This is a genomic window from Mesorhizobium sp. Root102 (genome assembly GCF_001425625.1).
In the GTDB taxonomy this organism is placed as follows: domain Bacteria; phylum Pseudomonadota; class Alphaproteobacteria; order Rhizobiales; family Rhizobiaceae; genus Mesorhizobium.
The window spans coordinates 316,876-338,733 of the sequence record NZ_LMCP01000001.1; the positions used below are offsets into that span (position 1 = coordinate 316,876).

General features: G+C 63.0%; 23 protein-coding genes. 9 read left to right on the forward strand and 14 right to left on the reverse strand.

The features are described from left to right. Nucleotides 1-25: 25 nt before the first annotated feature. Together ASD12_RS01465 and ASD12_RS01470 are read right to left on the reverse strand one after the other, a co-directional pair. The gene (locus ASD12_RS01465; protein WP_056581095.1) at nt 26-949 is read right to left on the reverse strand and encodes a J domain-containing protein; all 924 of its coding nucleotides are present in this window, start codon (nt 947-949) and stop codon (nt 26-28) included. A 241-nt stretch (nt 950-1,190) separates the two neighbouring features. Beyond that, on the reverse strand, nt 1,191-1,652 hold the full coding sequence (locus ASD12_RS01470) for an RT0821/Lpp0805 family surface protein (RefSeq protein ID WP_056581098.1): 462 nt from the start codon (nt 1,650-1,652) through the stop codon (nt 1,191-1,193). A 58-nt stretch (nt 1,653-1,710) separates the two neighbouring features. Between ASD12_RS01470 and pdxH the strand changes: the two genes are divergently transcribed. Next, on the forward strand, nt 1,711-2,328 hold the full coding sequence (pdxH, locus tag ASD12_RS01475) for a pyridoxamine 5'-phosphate oxidase (RefSeq protein ID WP_056581100.1): 618 nt from the start codon (nt 1,711-1,713) through the stop codon (nt 2,326-2,328). Nucleotides 2,329-2,337: 9 nt separating this feature from the next. Here pdxH and ASD12_RS01480 read toward each other — a convergent pair whose 3' ends face one another. Together ASD12_RS01480 and ASD12_RS01485 are read right to left on the reverse strand one after the other, a co-directional pair. After that, nucleotides 2,338-3,090, reverse strand: coding sequence for a crotonase/enoyl-CoA hydratase family protein (locus ASD12_RS01480; RefSeq protein WP_056581102.1), 753 nt, complete (start codon nt 3,088-3,090; stop codon nt 2,338-2,340). Nucleotides 3,091-3,108: 18 nt separating this feature from the next. After that, the gene (locus ASD12_RS01485) at nt 3,109-4,878 is read right to left on the reverse strand and encodes an acyl-CoA dehydrogenase (RefSeq protein WP_056581106.1); all 1,770 of its coding nucleotides are present in this window, start codon (nt 4,876-4,878) and stop codon (nt 3,109-3,111) included. 215 nt (nt 4,879-5,093) lie between these two features. On the opposite strand from ASD12_RS01485, the gene ASD12_RS32640 reads away from it, so the two are divergent. Both ASD12_RS32640 and ASD12_RS01495 read left to right on the forward strand, forming a co-directional pair. After that, complete coding sequence (locus ASD12_RS32640) at nt 5,094-5,312, forward strand: hypothetical protein (RefSeq protein WP_082525190.1); 219 nt, start codon at nt 5,094-5,096, stop codon at nt 5,310-5,312. A gap of 157 nt (nt 5,313-5,469) precedes the next feature. Further along, nucleotides 5,470-6,579, forward strand: coding sequence for a glycoside hydrolase family 25 protein (locus tag ASD12_RS01495; protein WP_056581111.1), 1,110 nt, complete (start codon nt 5,470-5,472; stop codon nt 6,577-6,579). A gap of 24 nt (nt 6,580-6,603) precedes the next feature. Here ASD12_RS01495 and purD read toward each other — a convergent pair whose 3' ends face one another. Then, on the reverse strand, nt 6,604-7,881 hold the full coding sequence (gene purD, locus ASD12_RS01500) for a phosphoribosylamine--glycine ligase (protein WP_056581114.1): 1,278 nt from the start codon (nt 7,879-7,881) through the stop codon (nt 6,604-6,606). 158 nt (nt 7,882-8,039) lie between these two features. Next, the gene (locus ASD12_RS01505) at nt 8,040-8,861 is read right to left on the reverse strand and encodes a phytanoyl-CoA dioxygenase family protein (protein ID WP_056581117.1); all 822 of its coding nucleotides are present in this window, start codon (nt 8,859-8,861) and stop codon (nt 8,040-8,042) included. Between the two features lie 89 nt (nt 8,862-8,950). Here ASD12_RS01505 and ASD12_RS01510 point away from each other — a divergent pair, with 89 nt between their 5' ends. After that, the gene (locus ASD12_RS01510) at nt 8,951-9,862 is read left to right on the forward strand and encodes a LysR family transcriptional regulator (RefSeq protein ID WP_056581120.1); all 912 of its coding nucleotides are present in this window, start codon (nt 8,951-8,953) and stop codon (nt 9,860-9,862) included. Nucleotides 9,863-9,930: 68 nt separating this feature from the next. Next, entirely contained in the window at nt 9,931-10,914 is a 984-nt protein-coding gene (gene ubiA, locus ASD12_RS01515; RefSeq protein WP_056581912.1) for a 4-hydroxybenzoate octaprenyltransferase, read from the forward strand. 40 nt (nt 10,915-10,954) lie between these two features. On the opposite strand, the gene ASD12_RS01520 is transcribed toward ubiA, so the two are convergent. From ASD12_RS01520 to ASD12_RS01530, 3 genes are all read right to left on the reverse strand, one after another. Beyond that, entirely contained in the window at nt 10,955-11,521 is a 567-nt protein-coding gene (locus ASD12_RS01520) for a DUF6101 family protein (protein ID WP_056581123.1), read from the reverse strand. A gap of 185 nt (nt 11,522-11,706) precedes the next feature. After that, entirely contained in the window at nt 11,707-13,137 is a 1,431-nt protein-coding gene (locus ASD12_RS01525) for an FAD-binding oxidoreductase (RefSeq protein ID WP_056581125.1), read from the reverse strand. Between the two features lie 9 nt (nt 13,138-13,146). Further along, complete coding sequence (locus ASD12_RS01530; protein WP_056581128.1) at nt 13,147-14,121, reverse strand: L-threonylcarbamoyladenylate synthase; 975 nt, start codon at nt 14,119-14,121, stop codon at nt 13,147-13,149. Nucleotides 14,122-14,314: 193 nt separating this feature from the next. Between ASD12_RS01530 and ASD12_RS01535 the strand changes: the two genes are divergently transcribed. Together ASD12_RS01535 and ASD12_RS01540 are read left to right on the forward strand one after the other, a co-directional pair. Then, on the forward strand, nt 14,315-14,818 hold the full coding sequence (locus ASD12_RS01535) for a hypothetical protein (protein WP_056581132.1): 504 nt from the start codon (nt 14,315-14,317) through the stop codon (nt 14,816-14,818). Between the two features lie 178 nt (nt 14,819-14,996). Further along, nucleotides 14,997-15,386: a hypothetical protein gene (locus ASD12_RS01540; RefSeq protein WP_056581913.1), complete on the forward strand. Its 390-nt coding sequence runs from the start codon at nt 14,997-14,999 to the stop codon at nt 15,384-15,386. A gap of 171 nt (nt 15,387-15,557) precedes the next feature. Here the strand turns inward: ASD12_RS01540 and ASD12_RS01545 are convergent, their stop codons facing one another. After that, nucleotides 15,558-15,956, reverse strand: a complete 399-nt coding sequence (locus ASD12_RS01545) for a cupin domain-containing protein (protein WP_057145525.1) — start codon at nt 15,954-15,956, stop codon at nt 15,558-15,560. A 95-nt stretch (nt 15,957-16,051) separates the two neighbouring features. Here ASD12_RS01545 and ASD12_RS01550 point away from each other — a divergent pair, with 95 nt between their 5' ends. Further along, entirely contained in the window at nt 16,052-16,963 is a 912-nt protein-coding gene (locus tag ASD12_RS01550; RefSeq protein ID WP_210173850.1) for a LysR family transcriptional regulator, read from the forward strand. Between the two features lie 253 nt (nt 16,964-17,216). Here the strand turns inward: ASD12_RS01550 and ASD12_RS01555 are convergent, their stop codons facing one another. The 3 genes from ASD12_RS01555 to ASD12_RS01565 all read right to left on the reverse strand — a co-directional run bounded on the left by ASD12_RS01555 (nt 17,217) and on the right by ASD12_RS01565 (nt 20,428). Beyond that, on the reverse strand, nt 17,217-17,531 hold the full coding sequence (locus ASD12_RS01555) for a hypothetical protein (RefSeq protein ID WP_056581140.1): 315 nt from the start codon (nt 17,529-17,531) through the stop codon (nt 17,217-17,219). Nucleotides 17,532-17,640: 109 nt separating this feature from the next. Further along, complete coding sequence (gene glyS, locus ASD12_RS01560) at nt 17,641-19,962, reverse strand: glycine--tRNA ligase subunit beta (protein ID WP_056581142.1); 2,322 nt, start codon at nt 19,960-19,962, stop codon at nt 17,641-17,643. A gap of 73 nt (nt 19,963-20,035) precedes the next feature. Next, nucleotides 20,036-20,428, reverse strand: coding sequence for a DUF559 domain-containing protein (locus ASD12_RS01565; protein WP_056581145.1), 393 nt, complete (start codon nt 20,426-20,428; stop codon nt 20,036-20,038). A 228-nt stretch (nt 20,429-20,656) separates the two neighbouring features. Here ASD12_RS01565 and ASD12_RS35020 point away from each other — a divergent pair, with 228 nt between their 5' ends. After that, nucleotides 20,657-20,833 carry a hypothetical protein gene (locus ASD12_RS35020; protein ID WP_164482326.1) on the forward strand — a complete coding sequence of 59 codons (177 nt, stop codon included), beginning with the start codon at nt 20,657-20,659 and terminating at the stop codon, nt 20,831-20,833. A 3-nt stretch (nt 20,834-20,836) separates the two neighbouring features. Here ASD12_RS35020 and ASD12_RS01570 read toward each other — a convergent pair whose 3' ends face one another. Next, entirely contained in the window at nt 20,837-21,757 is a 921-nt protein-coding gene (locus ASD12_RS01570; RefSeq protein ID WP_056581147.1) for a glycine--tRNA ligase subunit alpha, read from the reverse strand. Nucleotides 21,758-21,858: the final 101 nt, after the last annotated feature.

Genomic DNA, 21,858 nt, shown 5'->3' on the forward strand with positions numbered 1-21,858 from the left:
CAGTTCGGGGGACAAAAGCCGTCGATCAGTCTTTTTGGCCGCGCAACAGCGCTTCGAGCGCGCTATCGCCGCCCTCCGGCAGCATGATCCGCACATGGGCGTAGAGATCGCCGTGGCCGCCGGCCTTTTCCGGCAGGCCCCTGCCCTTGAGCCGCAGGACCTTGTCGGAGCTCGACCAGGCTGGAACGTTGACTGCAAGCCTGCCGGTCGGCGTATCGACCGGCACCTTGGCGCCGAGCACCGCATCCGCCAGCGCCACCGGCAGATCGGCGTGCAGGTCGCGGCCCTCGATGCGGTAGCGCGGATGCCGGCGCAGATGGATCTTGACCAGTGCATCGCCCGGCTGGCCCGGCCCTTGCTCGCCCTGCCCCTTCAGGCGGATGGTCTGGCCATCCTCGACATAGACTGGCAGCTTGACCGCCACCTTGCGGCCGTCAGGGAACATCGCCGTCACCTTTTCAGCGGTCGCCGCTTCCTCGATGGTGACGTCGAGCGTCACGTTCAGATCGGCTGATGTCGCCGGCTGGCGGCGATCGCCGGAGCCACGCGCGCCCGAAAAGGCGTCGCCGAAAATCTGGCTGAAAATGTCGCTGTTGCCGTCGAACGGATCGCCGCCCGGTCGGCCGGAGCGGAATTCGAATCGCGAACCGCCCGGACCCTGCTGCCGACGGAAACCGCCGAAGGGATCGCCGCCACCGGCTGCGCCCTCAAAGCCCTGGAATCGCGGCTTGCCGTCGGCGTCAATCTCGCCACGATCGAAAGCGGAAAGATTCTTCTCGTCGCCGACGATCTCGTAGGCCTGGTTGGCCGCGGCAAAACGGTCCTTCGCCTTGGGATCATTCGGATTCTGATCCGGATGATGCTTCTTGGCGAGTTTCCGGTACGCCGATTTTATGTCCTTGGCCGATGCGTTCTTGGCAACGCCCAGCACCTCATAAGGGTCGCGCATACTTACTGCCCTGGAGAAGAGTTGAGTCTCTGGTTGCCTCCTATATGCGCTCGCATAGGAACAAATTCCAGTGCTGGAGCAGCATATCAAAGGCGGAAAATCAGAGCTTGATCCGAAAGTCGGCGGCTGAGGATTGGTGAAGGATTTTTATCGCAGCCGATATCGGGATATCGGCAAGAGTGGTGACGTACCGGGCGGCGAAAAGACTCGCCAAGCCGACCCGATCACGTTCGGATCAGGCTCAGAGCGCCTTGAAGTCCTGCATGCGCCAGCCGCCTGCGCTGGACAGGCACAGTTCGCCTTCGAACATGGCAACGCCATCAAAGCTTTCGCGCGAGGCCTTGAAACGGCGGCAGGTCTGGCCGTTGTCCTTCAACTCCGCCAGCCCGGTGATGGAGCCGCGTGACCCGGTGCCGGCATTGGCCCACGGCACGGCCTGTCCGCCGAGCTGCTCGATGTCAGCCGAGGACACCGCATTGCCGATCGTCGTTTGGTCGGAATCGCGATCCGAACTGGCCGACGCGGCTGAGGCGGATGTGCTGCTGGTCAGGATCGAGCGGTCGACTTCGGCCTTTTCCAGGCTGAAGCCACCGGCGCCACAGGCGGCAAGTGGCAAGGCAACTGCCACGATCGCGGCTTTCGTGCTGGCCGAAGCGATAACGCTCCATTGCCTGCTGTCAAAAGCTTGCGCGATACGCGACAATCGGCAACCTCCCCCTGCTTCGTAAGAATCTTGGCTTCGTGACAATTAGAGAAAAACTATGAGTGACACAGAGTTAACAAGCAGTGACTTTACCGAGGCTGCCGAGCCGTTTCGCCTCTTTGCCGCATGGCTGGACGACGCCACGAAAAGCGAGCCGAACGACCCCAACGGCGTGGCGCTGGCGACCGTCGATGCCGACGGCATGCCGGATGTGCGTATGGTGTTGCTCAAGGGGTTCGATGAAGGCGGGTTTGTCTTCTACACGAATTTCGAGAGCGCCAAGGGCCAGGAAATTCTTGGCAACATGAAGGCGGCGATGTGCTTCCATTGGAAATCGCTGCGCCGGCAAGTGCGCATTCGCGGCCCGGTGGAGATCGTCAGCGACGCTGAAGCCGATGCCTACTATGCGACGCGGCCGCGCGGCAGCCGCATCGGCGCCTGGGCCTCGAAACAGTCGCGCCCGCTGGAAAGCCGATTCGCGCTGGAAAAGGCGGTGGCCGAATACACGGCGCGCCATGCGATCGGCGACATTCCGCGGCCAAAACACTGGTCGGGCTTCCGCATCGTGCCGCAGGCGATTGAATTCTGGCACGACAGGCCGTTCCGGCTGCATGACCGTGTCGTCTTCAGCCGTGACGCGAAAGGCGGCTGGGGCAAGACAAGGCTTTACCCCTGAAAGAGAGGCTCAGGCTTTCTTTCTGGTCATGAACGCTGTGAGCGCCGCGCGCGCCTCATCGGATTTCAGCCGCTCACGGAAATGCTCGCTTTCCTCGCCGATGCGGGCGACGAGGTCGTCGCGCGAGCCGCGCATCAGGTCGCGTGCGATCTTCAGCGCTTGCGGCGGCTTGGCCGCGATCTGGCCGGCCGCCGCCAGGACCGAGGCTTCAAGTACCGCTTCCTCGACCACCTCATAGATCAGGCCGGCGGCCTTCGCGCGCTCGGCCGAAAAGCCTTCGCCGAGGCCGAGCAACGCGAAAGCAGCTTGCTGTCCCAATATCCGCGGCGCCAGAAGGCTCGATCCTGCCTCCGGCACCAGACCGAGATCGACGAACGGCGTCCTGAACACGGTGCGTGGCGTGGCGAAGGTCAGGTCGCAATGCAGGTTGAGCGTCGTGCCGATGCCGACCGCGATGCCGTCGACGCCGGAGACGATGGGTTTCTCGACCCTCGCCAGCGCCATCAGGAAATCCCAGACCTCGGTGCCGCCATCGCCGCCCGTCGCTATGACCATGAAATCGGCAAGGTCGTTGCCCGAGGAGAAGGCGCCGGGCACGCCGAGGAAGACATGGACGCGGACCGCCGGATCGGCGTCACCCTCGGCAAGAGCCGCCGACATTTTCGCATACATGGCGCGCGTCAGCGCGTTCTTCTTGTCCGGCCGGTTCATACGGATGAGCTGGATGGCGCCCTGGCGCTCGACGAGGATATGGTCAGTCACGGTTTTTCCTTGTGAACGTCAGGTGGAAATCAGCGTTTTGCCGGCTGCGGCGAGACTCTCGGCGCCGTCGACAACGCGCTCCTTCAAGGCACTGACCTCGCCGAGCAGGTTCTCGGCGAAGAAGCGGCAAAGCGCGATGCGGTTGTGATCGGCAAGCGCCCCCTGCGCCAGATAGGCGCCGCCGGCGGCCAGCGAGATCAGCCTGAGATAGGGCGTCGCACCCGCCAGCGCCTCGTCCGACCGGCCGTCGGCCGCCAATTTTTGCAGGAAACGGGTCGCTTGCGTCAGATCGCCAAACGCTGCGTCGAGCGCATCGGCGGTGCGGCCGAAACCTTGCAGGTTCGATGTCCGCACCACTCCGGCCATCGCTGCCAGTTCGGCGATGTAACCATGCACATGGTCGCCGCCGCCGAGCGGCAATTTGCGCATCACCAGATCGATGGCCTGGATGCCGTTGGTGCCCTCATAGATCGGGGCGATGCGTGCATCGCGGTAGAAGGCGGCCGCGCCCGTCTCTTCGATGAAGCCCATGCCGCCGTGCACCTGGACCCCGAGCGAAGCAACGTCCACCCCGACATCGGTCGAGAAAGCCTTGGCCAGCGGGGTCAGCAGATTGGCGCGGTCACGCCAATGCGCCGCCTCATCGCCAGCGGACACCCGAGCCAGATCGATGGCGTGGGCACAAGAATAGCTGATCGCCCGCGCGGTCTGCGTCAGAGCCTTCATGGTCAGGAGATTGCGCTGCACGTCGGGGTGATGCACGATCGGCGCCATGCCGGCACCAGCGTAGCTCGCCGCCCTGCCTTGCCGGCGCTCATTGGCATAGGCAATCGCCTTCTGCGTTGCGGCCTCGGCGACCGCGACCCCCTGCATGCCGACACAAAGCCGCGCATTGTTCATCATCGTGAACATGCAGGCGAGGCCCTTGTTCTCTTCGCCGATCAGCCAGCCGATGGCGCCTGGCTTGGCGCCCTGAAAGCCGTCGCCATAGATCATGGTGCAGGTCGGCGAGGCATGGATGCCGAGCTTGTGCTCGAGCCCGGAACAGAAGACGTCGTTGCGCGCGCCCAGCGAGCCATCGTCGCCGACCAGGAACTTCGGCACCAGGAACAGCGATATGCCGCGCGTGCCGGGCGGAGCATCGGGCAGCCGCGCCAGAACCAGGTGGACGATGTTGTCGGTAAAATCGTGCTCGCCATAGGTGATGAAGATTTTTTGACCGAAGATGCGGTAGCTGCCGTCACCGGCCGGCTCGGCGCGGGCGCGCAAGGCGGCAAGGTCCGAACCGGCTTGCGGTTCGGTCAGGTTCATCGTGCCCATCCACTCGCCGGACACGAGCTTTTCGAGATATTTCGCCTTGAGGTCCTCGGAGGCGTGTTTGTCGAGCGCTTCGACCGCGCCCATGGTCAGCGTCGGGCCGATGCCGAAGGCCATGGCGGCGGAGTTCCACATTTCGAGCGCGGCGACGCCAAGCATGGTCGGCAGCGCCTGGCCGCCATAGGCTTCAGGCCCGGAGAGCGCGTTCCAGCCGCCATCGATCCAACGGCGATAGAGTTCCTTCCAGCCGGGCGGTGTGGTGACGGCAGCTTCCTTCAGCACGGCACCTTGCTCGTCGCCGATCTTGTAGAGCGGTGCGACCTCTTCGGTGGCGAAGCGACCGGCCTCACCCAGAACGGCATCGACCAGATCCTCACCGAGATCGCCGAACCTGCCGGCATCAAGTGCCGATTTCATGCCGGCCACGTGCTTGAGCGTGAAAGCGATATCCTCGACCGGTGCTCGATACATGCCGCTCTCTCCTCCTGATGCATCGGCCCCGCCGACTCTAGAGCCGGTGCCACTGCAAAACCATCAGCTTGTTGAGTGGTCTCCCATCTTCTTTTTACGTAAACGTCAAATTTTGTCACGCGGATTTTGCAATCGCGGCGGCGCGTATTAAATTCAATGATGCCGGATCAAATCAACCGGCGACAGATCAGAACCAGCAGACCGGAACCCCTGCCATGCTTGCCAGACCCGACGCCTATCGCTGCGTCGAATGCGGCCTGCCCTATCGGGCGGAGGGGTTCTGCTACCATGAAGGCAGACTGGAGCACGGTGCCGCCTATTGGTCGGATCGCGGCATATTGTGCTCGCCGCAATGCTCTCTCGCCCACCACCGTAAACGCGCCGCCGAAGGCACGCTGCGGCAAGAGCCCGCGCCCAACCCGTTTGGATTCTAGCCGCTGATGCGACGCCAGCTTTTCTGACGCCGGCCTCCGAAAGCAAATCATTAACCATGACGGTTCAGGATTTGCCTTTGATCAACGGGGATTCCCTGTTTTGAAAAGGACGGCGCGCCTCCTTCGCCGCACAGCGCTTCTCGCCTTGGCGGCGACGATGGCGCTGTCGACGGCGGCAAAGACTTCGGATTTTTCCGAACCCTGGAAGAACGCTGACCGCGCCCTGGTCGTCGACGCCTACGAGTACAATTCCATCGACTGGGCGCGACTCGCCACCGACAAGCGCATCGTCGCCTTCATCAACAAAGCCTCCGACGGCATGCCGCCGCCCTATTTCTGTTTGGGTGACGACACCGAGATGAAGCTCTGCAAGGCGCTGTGGAAACGCCATGCGGTGACGCGGGAACTGTTCCGGACGCGCCGGGTCGTTACCAAGGCACTTGGCCTGAAATGGGGCGCCTATCATCTCGCCCGCCCCGGCAATCCGGTCGAACAGGCCAATAATTTCCTCGATTTCGCCGAGCCTGCGCCGGACGATCTCATGGCTCTCGACATCGAGGGCAACGATCCTTCGCAATGGATGTCGCTCGACGATGCCGAGGAGTTCGTGCGCCAGGTGCATCGGCGCATCGGACGTTTCCCGGTGCTCTACACCAACGGCAAGACGGCCCAGTACATTGCCGACAACAGCTACAGATACAGGCTCCTGTCGCGGCTGCCGCTCTGGTATGCGCGTTACAAGTCCGACATCGACGTGCATTTTCCGATGGGCAACTGGCAAGGCTACGCACTGTGGCAGTTTTCGGCGCAAGCCAATTGCGGCCGTTTCCGCTGCCCTTACAGGGTCGCAGGCACGCCTAACGACATCGACGTCAATGTCGCGCCGACAGACGCCGCCACGCTACGCGCGCAATGGCCGTTCGGTGGGCTCATCGACGTGCCGCCCGACTATCTCGCATCGATACCGCTACCGGTCTCACGCGAAGCCGGCCTTGCCGGCAATGTCACCATCACCTACGCGTCCGTGGCCGCGCCGCCGACTTTCGAGGAGATGGTTGCAGCGCTGGGCACACGTTGGTCGCGTTTCCGCGACGGCTTCCGCATGCCAGTGGTGAAGACGGTGCCGCGACGGCCGGGTTTCGGCATTGTCCAATATGTCGCCTGGAAGCGGACCGAACAGCGTTCCCCCGCGCAACTCGACGCCGCCTTTGCCGCCGCCGATCCGCTCAGCACCGCTTCAACCGAGATCGATCGCGGTTTGCGGTAGACTGCCGTCTCCCAATACAGAATTTCAGCCAGCCTGCTCGCGCACCACGGCCTGCCAGCCGATGTCGCGGCGACAGAAGCCATCCGGCCAGTCGATGCGGTCGAGCGCGGCATAGGCTCGTTTCTGCGCCTCGCCGACCGTTGCGCCTGATGCCGTGACATTGAGGACGCGGCCGCCATTGGCAACCAGCGCGCCGCCGTTGATGGCAGTGCCGGCGTGGAAGATCTGGACACCGTCGCTCGCCGCGTCTTCGACGCCGCTGATGACTGATCCCTTTTCCGGCGTGCCGGGATAGCCCCTGGCCGCCATCACCACGGTGAGCGCGGCCTCGTCGCGCCAGCGCACCGACATATGCGCAAGCTGGCCGTCGGTTGCCGCGTTGAGCAGGACCAGCAGATCGTCCTTCAGCCGCATCATCAGCACCTGGCATTCCGGATCGCCGAAACGGGTGTTGTATTCGATCAGCTTCGGCCCCTTGTCCGTGATCATCAGCCCGGCGAACAGCATGCCGGAGAACGGCGCGCCAAGTTCTGCCATGCCGCGCATGGTTGGCTCGATGATCTCGCGCATGGTGCGCTCGACCAGTTCCGGCGTCATCACCGGGGCCGGCGAATAGGCGCCCATGCCGCCGGTGTTAGGGCCGGTGTCGCCATCGCCGACGCGCTTGTGATCCTGCGCGGTGCCGAAGGGAAGTGCTGTGGTGCCGTCGCAGAGGCAAAAGAAACTTGCCTCCTCGCCGGTCATGAACTCCTCGACCACCACTTCCGCGCCGGCAGCGCCGAAGGAACCATCGAAACAAGCATCGAGCGCGGCCTGCGCTTCGCCGAGCGTCATGGCGACGGTGACGCCCTTACCGGCAGCGAGCCCATCGGCCTTGATGACGATCGGCGCGCCCGTCTTTTCAACATAGGCCTTGGCCGAGGCCAGGTCGCCGAAGCGGCCATAGGCGGCGGTCGGGATGTTGTACCGGGCGCAGAGGTCCTTGGTGAAACCTTTAGAGCCTTCCAGCTGTGCGGCAGCCTTGGAGGGTCCGAAGACGCGGATGTTTTCGGCGCGAAGATCGTCGGCAATGCCGGCGACCAGCGGCCCCTCCGGGCCAACCACGACGAGGTCGATCTCTTTTTCCCGGCAAAACGTGGCTACAGCGGCATGGTCGGCTGTATCCAGTTTCACCAGTTCGGCCTCGCCGCCGATACCCGGATTGCCGGGGGCGGCATAAAGCTTCGTCAGCAGCGGCGACGAGGCGATCTTCCAGGCGAGCGCATGTTCGCGGCCGCCGGAGCCGAGAAGAAGAACGTTCATGGCCCACCTCTTGATGCCTATAATCCTGCAGAGAACCCGCTATTGCTCTCTGCGCGACGGGTCAAGGCATCAGGGCGCATTGATCGGAATTGCGCACGGGAACGTTATCCCCGGCCGAATATGGGAGCCGAATTCCGGCGCCCATATTCTGGCCCGCTTCAGCCCTGGAAGACGACCGGAAACCAGTCCTCCCGCAATTTCTGTCCCGGCTGCATGCCATGGCCGTGATAGGGCGGCGACGTGCGTCCCGGCCGCTCGATATAGCGCGCATCGTCACCGACCCAGCGCAGCGACAGCGCCCGGCGCCGCGCCGCGGTCAGGTTGCCGCGCGCGCCATGCGCGGTCCTGAAGTCGAACAGAATGGCGTCGCCCGGCTCCATTTCCCATTCGAGCACTTTCAGCGACGGATCGTTGTCGGGGTCAGGCACCGGCAGATAGTCGCCCTCGCCGGCATAGAAATTGCTGTCGTCGAGCCAGCGCACCGGCAGGATCATCTTGTCCCATTTGTGCGAGCCGGCGATCAGGCGCAATGTCGCCTCCTTCACCGAGTCGATGGGTATCCAGAAGCTTACCGTCTGCTGGCCATCGACGAAGTAGTACGGAATGTCCTGGTGCCAGGGTGTCGGCTTCTGCGTGCCGGGTTCCTTGACCAGCACATGATCGTGGAAGAACTGCGCGGTGCGCGACTGCATCACCGCCGCAGCCAGTTCAGCGGCGGGTGATTCCCGCACCACGCTGACGAATTCGGGAATGCGCTCCCAGTTGCAATAGTCGTCGAAGAAACTGCCGCGGCCGTTGGCTATGTCGGATGCAGTGGCGCTGCGGTTCTGCATGTTGCGCTCGATGCCGGCGGCGATCGTGTCGACCCAGCCCTTGAAGGCGCCGCGAATGCAGACCGCACCGTCACGCTGATAGTCGGCGATCGTCTTTGCATCGATTGTCTGGGCATCGATTGTCTGGGGGTCGGTTGCGGAAGCCATGGCGCTCTCCTTTTGGAATGAACCGACTATTGCAACCCTTATTCATTCAGTAAAATAATAACTCTCCATTTGATACATAGGACGAACCTATGAATGTGACCCTCACCCAATTGCGTTATCTTGTCGCCGTTGCTCGTCACGGCAGCGTTACGGGCGCAGCCAAGGTGCTGAACGTATCGCAGCCTTCGATTTCGGTAGCCATCGATGCGGTCGAAAAGAATTTCGGCCAGAAGCTGTTCGTCCGCCAGCGGGGAAGCGGCGTGTCGCCGACATCGTTCGGCCGCGCCGTCGTGACCAAGGCAAGACAGGTTCTCACCGAAACGGACGAACTCATCAGCCTGGGTTCAAGCAAATCGGCTGTCAGCGGAGAACTGGTGCTGGGATGCTTCGAGGATCTGGCACCGTTCTTCGCGCCGGCCCTGCTGCGCGCCTTCTCCGAACGCCATCCAGCCGTCAAGGTCGTCGTTCGCGGCGAGACGTTCGAGACGCTAGGGCGGCGGCTCGGCGACGCGGCCATCGATCTCGGCCTCACCTACGATCTCAGCCTGCCGACGCATTTCGCCCGCATCCTGCTGCGCGAACTTCGTCCGCACGCTCTGTTGCCGGCAGGCCATGCCCTGGCGGATTGCCCATCGGTCAGCCTTGCGGATCTGGCCGCCTATCCGCTGATCACCACGGACCAGCCGCACAGCTGGCAGCACATGCTCGACCTGTTCCGCAGCCGCGGCCTGTCGCCGGTGGCTGACTCGACAACAAGCTCGTTCGAACTGCAGCGCTCCATGGTCGCCAACGGTTTCGGCGTTGCGGTCAGCTATACCCGTCCGCATGGGGACCGCAGCTATGACGGGCTGCCGCTCATCTGCAAGCCACTGTCGGATCCGCTACCCATGCAGCGGATCCTGCTCACCTATGACACGCATCAGCGTGTGTCGAATGCGGCACTGGCCTTCGTCGAGGTGGCCAAAGGTTGGTTCGCCACCCGCGACATCTTTGCCTCGTGAAAGGCTGACGGACGCCGCTCCTCCGCTTGCCGCTTGACGGTTTCCGCCGCTGCTGCCACTCCATGGACATGGAAACTATCCAGTCGAAAGCGGCCCAGGGCCGTGTCGCCGATGCGCCGAACGGCCACTGGGTCTATCGCGTGCTGCCGCGCTCGATATGGCCCTATGCGCAGCTTGCCCGATGGGACAGGCCGATCGGCTGGCAGCTGCTGCTGTGGCCGTGCTGGTGGTCGGCTGCCCTTGCGGCGAGCGCCTATCCGCGTCCCGGCGACCCGCTGCTCTCACTGCTGCCGGCGCCCTGGTATCTCGTGCTGTTCCTGGCCGGCGCCATCGCCATGCGCGGCGCCGGCTGCACCTACAACGACCTCGTCGACGAGGACATCGACAACCAGGTCGAGCGCACGCGCTCGCGGCCGCTGCCGTCCGGCAAAGCGACGCGCCGGCGAGCATGGCTGTTTGTTGCCCTGCAGGCCCTGGTCGGCCTCGTGGTGCTCATCCAGTTCAACAGCTTCGCCATCCTGCTCGGCATCTGCTCACTGGCGATCATCGCCATCTATCCGTTCATGAAGCGGATAACCAACTGGCCGCAACTGGTGCTCGGCCTTGCCTTTTCCTGGGGCGCACTGATGGGATGGGCGGTCGAGTTCGGCGATCTCGATGGGCCCGCAATCATGCTCTATATCGGCTCGATCCTGTGGGTGATCGGCTACGACACGATCTACGCGCATCAGGACAAGGAAGACGACGCCATTGTCGGCGTGCGCTCGACGGCACGCCTGTTTGGCGACAACACCAAATCGTGGCTGGCAGGGCTCTATGGCGGCGCGCTGATCTGCTTTGCCATCGCCTTCGCATCGGCGCAGGCTCCAGTGGTGGCGCTGGCCGGGCTGATCGCCGCCGGCGCCCATATGGCGCGGCAGATCGCCGTGTTGGATATCGACAATCCGGACCAATGCCTGCGCCTGTTCAGGTCGAACAACCAGGTCGGCTGGCTGATCTTCCTGGGCCTGATCGGCGGCGCTGTATGGGTAGCACTGAAGCCGCTGGTTTAGCGGCTTCGCTTTTCTTGCATGTTCCCTACCGGGATCATGCTCACTCGCGCGAAATGATCTCCTGGCCGTCGATGACCAGCCTGAGACCGAGGTCGCCGGCCCTGCGGCGAGCGAGGAAGCGCGGGCGTCGGGTGTTGGACACACGGCCCTTGCGGCGATCCTGCGGCGGCAGCGTCTTGATGGCGGCGCCGAGCGATTCTTCCAGGGTGCGGGCGACGCCGTCCGACTCGATCAGCAGCATCGGCAGACGGTAGGCGTCGGCCCAGGCGCGCCAGTCGGCGGCGACATCGTCGAGATCGTCGGCCACCAGCAGCGGCACCGACAGCATCGGATCGTTGTGCAGGAGTTCCAGGGTCACCGTGACATTGCCGTCAGGGTCTTCCATGGCGCGGGCGGCAACGCCGCGGAACGCATTGGCGGGCAGAGCGATGATCGCCGGCACGCCGCTCATCTCGAGCAGGCGGCGGATCACGGCGCCGCGCTGGTCGATGGTGAAGGTCACATCGCCGTAGTCGTCGCGTGTCGCGTAGCTCACCACTTGCGGCAGGCGAAATGGGTCGAGGCGCATGTTGCGTCCCGCCCAGACTGGCTTCAGTCCGGTGTTCATAGGGTGGCCTTCCTGTCTGTCTCCTGAGAGCCGTGTCCGGTTCTCTCCGGGCCGGTTTTTCCAGCCTCGTTTGTATGGAGACAGTAGCGTGGGCTCCTTACCGCCCCGCTTAAGAAAGTCGGTTAAATTTTGCTGATCTCAGGGATGGTTATCGGAATCCCACCAGCCACAAGATGTCGAAAGGATCAGATAACCTTACCCGGATTCATGATGCCGGCCGGGTCGAAGGCAGCTTTCACCCTTCGCATTAGATCAATCGCCATGGGCGGCGTGGTGGCGATCAGTTCGTCGCGCTTCAGCTGGCCGATGCCATGCTCGGCCGAGATCGAACCGTGCAGGCTGCGCACGACGTCGTGCACCGCCTTGTTCATGGTGTGATAGAGAGCGAGAAACGCCTCGTCATGGCCGTCGACGGGCCGCGAGATGTTATAGTGGAGATTGCCGTCGCCCATATGGCCGAAGCAGACCACGCGGGCACCGGCGCTCACCGACGCCACCGCACCGGCGGCCTCCGCGATGAAGCGCGGGATCATTGCCACTGGCACGGAAATGTCGTGCTTGATCGACGCGCCCTCCGGCTTTTGCGCCTCGGGCAGCAGCTCGCGGAAATTCCAGAAGGCGTCCCCTTGCCCGAGACTTGCGGCGATGACGGCGTCGCCGACGAATTCCTGTTCGAGGCCCGCCGAGAGCACGTCCTCGATCAACGCTCGCGAATCCTCCGATGAGCGGCCTGATGAAATCTGCATCAGCACATACCACGGCCAGTCGTCGACCAAGGGCCGCACCACGCCCTGGGCATGCGCCAGCGTGAAATCGTATGGCCGCTTGCCGATCAATTCGAAGGCGGTCAGTGCTGCCCCGGCGCGGTCCATGGCCAGGCTGAACAGGGAAAGCGCGGCCTCAGGCGACGACAGGCCGACGAAGGCCACTTCGCGCCCCTTCGGCTTCGGAAACAGCTTGAGCACGGCGGCGGTGATGACACCGAGCGTGCCTTCGGCGCCGACGAACAGGTTCTTCAGGTCGTAGCCGGTGTTGTCCTTCTTCAGCTTGCGCAGATCGTCGAACACCTCGCCGGTCGGCAGCACCACCTCGACACCGAGGCAAAGTTCGCGCGCATTGCCATAGGCAAGAACGCCGGTGCCGCCGGCGTTGGACGACAGGTTGCCGCCGATCTGGCAGGAGCCTTGCGCGGCCAGCGACAGCGGAAACAGCCGGTCGGCAGCGTCGGCCGCTTCCTGCAGCGTCTGCAGGATGACACCGGCCTCGACCGTCACTGTGTTGGACAGAACATCGATCTCGCGGATGCGGTTCAGCCGCGACAGCGACAGGATGATCTCACGCCCTGAGCTATCCGGCACCTGGGCGCCGACCAGCCCGGTGTTGCCGCTTTGCGGCACGATCGGCGTGCCTGTCTCGGTCGCCAGCCGCATGATCCGGCTGACTTCGTCGACACTGCCCGGCCGCAGCACCAGCGATGTCGCGCCGTGCCAGAGCCCACGCCGCTCGATGAGGTAAGGCGCAATGTCCTGCTCGTCGCGCAGTGCATATTTGTCGCCGACGATCGCGGCGAAGCGATCGATGAGAGCAGGGTCGAGAGTCTCTGAAACGTCGGTCATCCGGGAAAACTATGTCGCTGGCTGTGTGTTGTCACGAGGGGCGGCGGCACGCGAGAGGCGATCATTGATCGCCTCTCCGAGACCGTCGAAGGGAACCGGCTCTACGGCGATGGTTTGGGCGCCACTGCGGTCGAGATCCTGCATGTAAGCGAACAGATTGCTCGCCGCTTCGCGCAAGTCGCCTGATACAGACAGGTTGAGGAAAGCAGCGGCGTGTCGCCAGCCTTGCGCCCGCTGGCCGCCGAAGCCGAGCAGGGCTTCGCCCTCCCCGACCGTGCCGGCGTTGAGCCGCATCGCAGCACCCGGCGCATAGTGCGAGGCAAGCATGCCCGGCGCCTCGACGCCGGCTATACCGCCGCGCAACAATTCCATGCCGACGGCCGCCTCGATCTCCTCGGCGGCAATGCCACCGGGCCTCAGTAGCCGCACTCTGTCCCCTTCGGCCTTGAGAATCGTCGATTCCAGCCCGACCGGCGTCGCGCCGCCATCGACCACCAGCTTTATCCGTTCGCCGAGATCGGCCGCCACCGCTTGTGCGGTCGTCGCGCTGATCTTGCCGGATGAATTGGCGCTGGGTGCTGCAAGCGGACGGCCGAGCCTGGCGATCAGGTCGCCTCCAAAGCCCCTCGGCATGCGCAAGGCGATCGTATCGAGCCCGGCCGTGACCAGCGGATGGATGCCGTTGCCGGGCCGATGTGGCAGCACCAGCGTCAGCGGGCCGGGCCAGAATGCCAGCGCCAGTTTCTTCGACAGCGGATCGAACAGCGCGAGGCGCTCTGCCATCGCCATGTCGGCGACATGGGCGATCAGCGGGTTGAAGCGCGGCCGCCCCTTGGCTTCGAAGATGCGCGCCACACTGATGCCGTTGGTGGCGTCACCGGCAAGCCCATAGACGGTTTCCGTTGGGATGGCGACGACATCGCCACCCCTGAGCAGCGCCAGCGCCCGTTCCATTGCCTCGCCGACGGCAAGTATTTCAGCCACGCTCGTCACCTCACAGATACCGGGTGCCTAGTACGATGGCGGCCGCTGGGCAAGTCGGCTGTTGGGCAGGCGATTGTCAGGCAAGTCGGGCCATTGGCGATTTATCAATTCCTAAAATGCGATGTTTCCACGAAAGCCGGTATCAATTCCGGTCCGCTATTGTGCAGCTTCTGGGCAAAGGGGAGCGGTCATCGTGTCAGTGCGTATCCTGTTGGGTATCATTCTTGCGGCGGCAACGGGTGGGGCCCAGGCCTCGTCGCTGGTTTTTCCCGGTGCGCCGTCCTCGACACCGTCGATCGTCAGGGTCGGTGCGCCCAACCAGCCCAGAACCACCGAAGCAGCCAAAACCAAGGATGCGCCGTCGGTGCTGGCACTTGGCGCAACGGAGCCCGACGTCACCTATGAAAAGGTAGCGGCGATCCCGGACAAGCCAGAGGCCAGGCATGGCTTCCAGCCAGGCCCGATGGTCATTCGTGGCGGCGTTACCGGTCCCGATTTCCCAGCACCGGCGCCAACCGCTGCACCAGCGACAGGTGCCGCGCCGGCCGCTGGCACGGCCCCGGCGACAGGCACTGCGCCGGCAACGGCCACAGCCTCCGCAGCCCCCTCGGGGAACGCCGAGAACCAACCCGCCCCGCCGAGTGCTCCGGCGCCGGCAGCAGGCCAGCGGATGCCTCCCAACGGCTATACCAAGTAGCCTTGGTTCAAAGACAGCCTGACATTGATGGCGTGGCTTGACGGCGGTCTGGCGCCCGGCGCACCATTGCCAGGCAAACGCCGTTTTCAGTTTATGTCAGCCGGGACGCCATCGCCTGAATTCGGCAAGCGGCCCTGGCAGACGGGATTTCATCGCTAGGGGTAAAGGGGGGTTGATCATGAGAAAATCTGGAATCGCAACCGCGGCAGGTCTTCTGCTGGCGTCACTGCTTGGCGTCGTCGCGGCTCGTGCCGACGATATGCTGGGATCCTATGTCGCGCGCATTTCCGATCGCGATCATCAGGCGAGTGACGGCTATGCGCTGGACAATGCTGCGCAAATGGTGCGGCAGGACCGCGCCAACTGGCACAAATTCCATCGCCGCGACCGCGACGACGAGGGCGATGGCTGGTTCAGGACCAACGACCAGCGTGCCGACCTGCAACGCATGCTTGAGCGCGGCGGTGCGATGAGTTCCTCCACCAAGCGCGCCATCGTCAATGGCGAACCGCTGATCCAGGTCGACGTCTACGAAAACAGCGTGCGCGTCAGCATCCTGGAAGACTGACAGGTCAGCATCCGGGAGCACTAAAAAGAGAGGGTCGCGCTGATCAGGCTGTGTGAAAGCACAGTTGGTTCTTTGCGTCGTCGCGGAGGTCTGCCGAACGGCGCGACCCTTCCCGACTCTCCACCGAGGCTAATCGATCGGGAACACCCTAATCAAAGCGAAAACGGACGTTCACCTCACAGGGTCGGCAAATGGTGTGTCGGGGTCGCTCACATAAAAGAGCACCATTCTTGCCGGTACCTTGGGATCGAGATTGCGTCCTGTCATGGCGACGTGTGCTGGTTCAACGAACACTTCACCGGCGCGCACGTGAACAGGCTCGCGGTCGTCGAGTTCCAGAGTGAAGGTGCCTTCGAGCATATAGACCGTTACCGGAAAGCGGTGCGAATGATGTGGCGTGCGATCGCCTGGATCGAGAGTGGCGGACAGAACGCGCACCTCCTGATCTTCTCCGCGCGACATCGTCTGCACGACCTCGCGATGAAGCGGGGTGAGTTTCGCCGCGCCGGTGTCTCGCGCTGATGCGGTGACGCCGACCGAAAGGCCCGCGATCGCCTGACTGACTTCCATTGTCTTGTGCATACGGCTCTCTTCGTCGAATGATGGCCGATCCTAGGCCGGGACCGCGGCAGCGGGCAGCAGCAAGTTTGCCGAACGGCCATGCAATGCTGCATAACGTCCGAATGTTCGATTGGAACGGCCTTCGATATTTTCTTGCAGTTGCGCGGCATGGAAGCACGCTCGCGGCCGCTCGGGCGCTCGGCGTCAATCAGTCGACGGTTCATCGACGACTGATGGAGTTGGAGCGCAAGGTCGGTCATGCGTTGGTGCGCCGCCACCCGACAGGATATCGGCTGACGGAACTCGGCGAAGCGCTGCGCCCGGCGATCGAACGGGTGGACGAGGCCGTAGCAGGAGTCGAGCGGCAGGTCCGTGACCATGGAAATGAGCTGGTCGGCACGATCCGTCTCACCTGCCCCGAGCCTTTGGTATCCCGCATCACATCATCGCCTTTGCTCGACCTTTTCCACGAGCGCCATCCGAGGCTGCGGGTGGAGTTCGTGATGAGCGACGGTTATCTCGATCTTTCGAAAGGGGAGGCCGACATCGCGCTGCGCTCCGGCGAACCTGCTGACGAAAACCTGGTCGGGCGGAAAATCGGCGATTCGATCTGGGCGGTTTACGCCAGCCAGAGCTACATCCAGCACAATGGCAGGCCACATCGTGTTGAAGATATCGCCGACCACTCCATCGTGGGATTCGATGGAATGCTCGTGAACCACCGAGCGGCGAAGTGGTTCGCCAGCGTTGCGCCCAACGCAAAGGTCGCAGCTCGCAACAACAGCGTTCTTGGCGTGTTGATGGCCGTGAAATCTGGCGTCGGTGTCGCTCCGCTGCCCACCACGATTGCCGACATGCACGATGACTTGGTGCAGGTCCTTCCTCCGGTACGAGAACTGACGCGCGGCTGGTACCTCCTGACGCATCCCGACCTGCGGACGACACCTCGCATCCGCGCCTTCTTCGATTTCGTTGTCGAGAAGCTGGACCTGGTCCGACCGATCCTAATGGGATGATCGTCGCGCCCGACCTGGAGCACAAGACAAGATGGATGATCACAGGCCGGTTCCCGACTCGAGGCGATCAAGGGAACCAGCACCGAAATGGCACTCTCGGTGCTGGTTTCAACATGGTCCGGAGCATCAACCTCCGGCCAAAGCCGAGTTGAAAGGTAGATGGCTGTGTCAGGCGCTTTGCCGAGACGAAGCGACGACGTTCTCATTCAGCCTGTGATGCGCCGCCCTCTCTCGACTGAACTGGATTGAAATCTCAGGCCGCGACGTCCTTGTCCTCGTCTTCTTCGGACTCGTCTTCGTCGGGTTCCTCGTCTTCGCCTTCAGCCTTCACGCTGTCGTCGGCGTCGTCTTCTTCATCTTCTTCGTCTTCGTCCTCCTCGTCACCCGAGAGAGTGGCGGCTTCGGCGTCGTCTTTGTCCGACTCTTCGCCGCCTTCGTCGTCCGACAGATCGGCGGCTTCGACCGCAGCGGCGGCGGCATGATCGAGGATGGTTTCGGAAGCGGATTCAAGCGCCACGGCGGGAGCCGGGGTTTCTTCTGTCACTTCGATGTCGTGATCGGAATTCATGGAAGCCTCCGTGGGGTTGGGGAACATGTCCCTTTTGCCACGGAGAGATCATTGTCATATGACTGTAAGCCGGCTCGGACGGCCGGTGGCAAAGAATACTTTCTTCGCCTTAACCTGCGATCCTGGAGAAATCCGCGACCTGACCGGTCGCCGCGCGGATGCGGGCGAGCAACGCCAGGCGGTTGGCGCGCACGGACAAGTCCTCGTCATTTACGAGCACATGCTCAAAGAATGAATCAACCGGTTCACGCAAAACGCTAAGCGCCAGCAGGGCGCCGGAAAAGTCATCGTTTTGAATCGCTTCGCCGGCTTGCTTCTCAGCCTGATTCACCGCCGCAAACAACGATTTCTCGCTCTCCTGACGAAACAGCGCCGGCTCAACGGTTTCGGCGACCGCCGTTTTCTTCTTCTCCTCGGCAGCCAGGATGTTGGCCGCGCGCTTGGTGCCGGCGAGCAGGTTTTTTCCATCCTCTGTGTCGAGGAAGGAGCCGAGCGCTTCGACGCGGCGCACGATCTGCAGCAGGTCGTCGGACTGCGGCGTGATGACGGCATCGATCAGATCGTGGCGTGCACCTTGGTCGCGGAGGTAGACTTTGAGGCGGTCGTGGAAGAAGGCGAGGAGGTCATACAAAGCCCCAACTTCGTCTTCTTGCGGTATCTGCCCCTGTTGATAACGCTCCAGGTGTTCGCCAACTTGCCCATCCAGAACATCGGCGCCAACTGGAGAACTCGCCGCGTGGGCTAGCAAGGATTTAGACAGGTCAAAGAAACTTAGTGACATTTTCGCTGAAAACGCCCTCCCAAGTTGGGCAGCACGGTGGAGTCTGAGCATCTGAGCGAAAAATGGGACCAGTCGCACATCCACGCCATTCTCGACCAAAATCCTGATCACCCCAAGCGCCGCTCTTCTTAACGCATAAGGGTCCTTCGAGCCGGTCGGCTTTTCGTCGATGGCCCAAAAGCCGACCAGTGTGTCCAGCTTGTCGGCGAGCGCCACTGCGATCGAAACCGGATCGCTCGGCACATAGTCGGACGGTCCCTGCGGTTTGTAATGTTCCTCGATGGCCGCGGCCACGGATGGGTGCTCGCCTTGCATCAATGCATATTTGCGGCCCATGGCGCCCTGCAGTTCCGGAAACTCGCCAACCACTTCGCTGGTGAGGTCGGCCTTCGCCAAGACGGCAGCGCGACGCACCAGCACTGGGTCAGCGCCGACGATCGGCGCCAATTCTTCAGCCAGCCGAGCAATTCGCTCCACCCGCTCGCCCTGCGTGCCCAGTTTGGCATGGAAAGTCACGCCGAGATGGTCGAGGCGGGCCATGCGCTGGTCGAGCGGCTTGCCCAGATCGAGCCCGAATTTTTTGGCCGATGCCTCGAGCTGGTCGAGATCAGGCAAATCGCCCTGATCGGTCGTCCAGAAATACAGCGCATCCGACAAGCGGGCGCGCACAACCTTGCCGTTGCCGTGGGCGATCTCCTTGCCACCGTCCTTGGCCTCGATGTTGGCGGTGAGGATGAAGCGGTTGGAAAGCGCGTCGTCGACACCCTGCGGCCGCGTGACAAAGCACTTCTGGTTGGCGCGGATGGTCAGCCGGATCACCTCGGCCGGAATAGCCAGGAAGGCCTCTTCAAACTCACCCATCAGCACGACCGGCCATTCGACCAGCCCGGACACCTCTTCCAGCAGCCCGTCGTCCTCGACCAGGTCGAGCCCGTTGGCGAAGGCGAGATTGCGGGCATCGGCAAGGATGATCTCCTTGCGCCGGTCGGCATCGAGCACGACCTTCGCCGCTTCCAGCTTGGAAACATAGTCGTCGAAACGGCGCACCGTAATGGCATCAGGCGCATGGAAGCGATGGCCATAGGTGATGTTGCCGGAGCGTATGCCGTCGATCTCGAAATCGACCACTACCGGCTCCTCGGTCTCCGGGCCGAAGGTGCACAGGATCGATTGCAGCGGGCGCACCCAGCGCAACGAACCGGGCTTGGCCGAGGCCGGCCCCCAGCGCATCGATTTCGGCCACGGAAAATTGCGGATGATGCCCGGCACCAGCTCGGCGATGATCTCTTCCGCCGCCCTGCCCGGCTTCGAAATATGGGCGACGTAGAAGTCGCCTTTCTTTGGGTCGGAATGCACGTGCGCCTCGGCGATCGAAGCAAGCCCGGCCTTACGCAGGAAACCCTGGACCGCCTGTTCAGGCGCTGATGTCGAAGGCCCCTTGATCTCTTCGCTTATGTCCTTCGAGCGCGCGGTCAGGCCCCTGATATCGAGCGTCAGACGCCGCGGCGTCCAATACTCACGCGCCGCCTCATAAGTCAGTCCCGCCTCGACCAGACCGTCGGTCAGCATCTTCCTGAGATCGCCCGCCGCCTTGCGCTGCATGCGGGCGGGAATTTCCTCGGAACGGAGTTCTAGAAGCAGGTCAGGCATGGTAGCTCCTCACCCTCCCCTCGATGGGGAGGGTCGGCGCGTAGCGCCGGGGTGGGGTGGCGGCGTCTCAGTGTCAAGCGCCCTCGGCGTCTTGCTGGCCAAGGTGTGATTTCCGTTCTTCCACCGCCGCATAGATCGTATCGAGCACGGAATCCAGTTCGTTTTTGATTTCATGGTTCCAGAAGCGGACGACACGGTAGCCCTGGCTCTCAAGCCATTTCGTTCGACGCTCGTCGTGGCGCTGCTGGCCGTCGAAACTATGGTGAGCGCCGTCCACTTCGATGATCAGTTTCGGCCGGTGTGAGATGAAGTCGGGGAAATATATGCCAACCGACGCCTGTCTGCGGAAATGGGTGCCTTCCACCGGAATGCGCCACAGATGCCGCCACAGCAGGCGCTCCTCGTCGGTCATTGCCGCACGGAGCCGTTGCGCGGACTGCAACTTGAACCGGTCGAGCTTCGGCATAGAAAACCGCGCTATCACCCCCACCCGCCGCTTCGCGGCGACCTCCCCATCAAGGGGGAGGTGAGAGGGGCATAGCAACTCGGCTGGCCGCTGTCACCCTTTGCAGAAATTTTGGCTGCCCTGTCGGGACGAGGCGATGCCACCCGTCCTTGGATCAAAGATTTCCGTGAACCGAACGCAGCGCTGAAGCGACCCACGCTCAGGCAGGGAACATTTGGCTCAACGACCATGAAAACGGCATCCAGACTTCTACAGATCCTCGCGCTCAGCGCCTGCTTCACCGCACAGGCTCACGGCGCCTTCTCGATGCCGGGCGTGCGGCAGGCATTGCGCACGATCGACGGTACCGGCACCCAAAACATGCTGCCGATCCACGCTTCCTTAGAGATGATGAAACGGGCCTGAAACTCAGGCCGCCAGGCCACCCGCTTGCGTCTTCAAAAATGCCTCGCCGCAGGCCTTCGCGAGATTGCGCACCCGCAGGATGTAGCTCTGCCGTTCGGTGACCGAAATCACACCGCGCGCGTCGAGCAGGTTGAAGACATGGCTGGCCTTGATGCACTGATCATAGGCCGGGAAAACCATGCGGTGCATCGGCAGATTGTCGTTCGACGCCGGCGCACCGGCATCGAGCAGCGCCTTGCACTCGGCCTCGGCGTCCTCGAAATGCCTGAGCAGCATCGCTGTGTTGGCGTATTCGAAATTGTGACGCGAATATTCCTGCTCGGCCTGCAGGAAGACATCGCCATAAGTGACCTTGTCGGCCCCTTCGCGACCGTTGAAGTTGAGGTCGTAGACATTGTCGACGCCCTGCACATACATGGCCAGCCGTTCCAGCCCGTAGGTGAGCTCGCCAGCCACGGGCGCGCATTCGATGCCGCAGACCTGCTGGAAATAGGTGAACTGCGACACTTCCATGCCGTCGCACCAGCATTCCCAGCCCAGCCCCCAGGCGCCCAGCGTCGGGCTTTCCCAATCGTCCTCGACGAAGCGGATGTCGTGCAGCAGCGGATCGACGCCGATCGCCGCCAGCGAGCCGAGGTAGAGCTCCTGCAGGTTGGGCGGATTCGGCTTCAGGATCACCTGATACTGGTAATAATGCTGCAGCCGGTTCGGATTCTCGCCATAGCGGCCGTCCTTGGGACGGCGCGAGGGCTGGACATAGGCGGCGTTCCAGCGTTTTGGCCCAAGCGCGCGCAGCGTCGTTGCCGGATGAAAGGTGCCGGCGCCGACTTCCATGTCGTAGGGTTGTAGGATGACGCAGCCATAGGCGGCCCAATAGTTGTGCAAGGTCAGGATCAGCCCCTGGAACGAGCGGCTGGGATGCATATGGGCGGGGATTTCAATCGTCGGGATTTCAATCGTCACGGGGGCCTCGACAACACAGGCTAGCTTGCCGGCACGTCCTAGAGACACGACGGCGAAGCGTC

Coding starts and splice junctions, on each gene's coding strand:
- ubiA (WP_056581912.1), top strand. CDS start 9,931: ATGGAAACTATCCAGTCGAAAGCGGCCCAGGGCCGTGTCGCCGATGCG.
- ASD12_RS01485 (WP_056581106.1), bottom strand. CDS start 4,878: ATGTATCGAGCACCGGTCGAGGATATCGCTTTCACGCTCAAGCACGTG.
- ASD12_RS01540 (WP_056581913.1), top strand. CDS start 14,997: ATGAGAAAATCTGGAATCGCAACCGCGGCAGGTCTTCTGCTGGCGTCA.
- ASD12_RS35020 (WP_164482326.1), top strand. CDS start 20,657: ATGAAAACGGCATCCAGACTTCTACAGATCCTCGCGCTCAGCGCCTGC.
- pdxH (WP_056581100.1), top strand. CDS start 1,711: ATGAGTGACACAGAGTTAACAAGCAGTGACTTTACCGAGGCTGCCGAG.
- ASD12_RS01570 (WP_056581147.1), bottom strand. CDS start 21,757: ATGCATCCCAGCCGCTCGTTCCAGGGGCTGATCCTGACCTTGCACAAC.
- ASD12_RS01525 (WP_056581125.1), bottom strand. CDS start 13,137: ATGACCGACGTTTCAGAGACTCTCGACCCTGCTCTCATCGATCGCTTC.
- ASD12_RS01545 (WP_057145525.1), bottom strand. CDS start 15,956: ATGGAAGTCAGTCAGGCGATCGCGGGCCTTTCGGTCGGCGTCACCGCA.
- ASD12_RS01565 (WP_056581145.1), bottom strand. CDS start 20,428: ATGCCGAAGCTCGACCGGTTCAAGTTGCAGTCCGCGCAACGGCTCCGT.
- glyS (WP_056581142.1), bottom strand. CDS start 19,962: ATGCCTGACCTGCTTCTAGAACTCCGTTCCGAGGAAATTCCCGCCCGC.
- ASD12_RS01465 (WP_056581095.1), bottom strand. CDS start 949: ATGCGCGACCCTTATGAGGTGCTGGGCGTTGCCAAGAACGCATCGGCC.
- ASD12_RS01520 (WP_056581123.1), bottom strand. CDS start 11,521: ATGAACACCGGACTGAAGCCAGTCTGGGCGGGACGCAACATGCGCCTC.
- ASD12_RS01550 (WP_210173850.1), top strand. CDS start 16,052: ATGCTGCATAACGTCCGAATGTTCGATTGGAACGGCCTTCGATATTTT.
- ASD12_RS01510 (WP_056581120.1), top strand. CDS start 8,951: ATGAATGTGACCCTCACCCAATTGCGTTATCTTGTCGCCGTTGCTCGT.
- ASD12_RS32640 (WP_082525190.1), top strand. CDS start 5,094: ATGCTTGCCAGACCCGACGCCTATCGCTGCGTCGAATGCGGCCTGCCC.
- ASD12_RS01505 (WP_056581117.1), bottom strand. CDS start 8,861: ATGGCTTCCGCAACCGACCCCCAGACAATCGATGCCCAGACAATCGAT.
- ASD12_RS01555 (WP_056581140.1), bottom strand. CDS start 17,531: ATGAATTCCGATCACGACATCGAAGTGACAGAAGAAACCCCGGCTCCC.
- ASD12_RS01495 (WP_056581111.1), top strand. CDS start 5,470: ATGGCGCTGTCGACGGCGGCAAAGACTTCGGATTTTTCCGAACCCTGG.
- purD (WP_056581114.1), bottom strand. CDS start 7,881: ATGAACGTTCTTCTTCTCGGCTCCGGCGGCCGCGAACATGCGCTCGCC.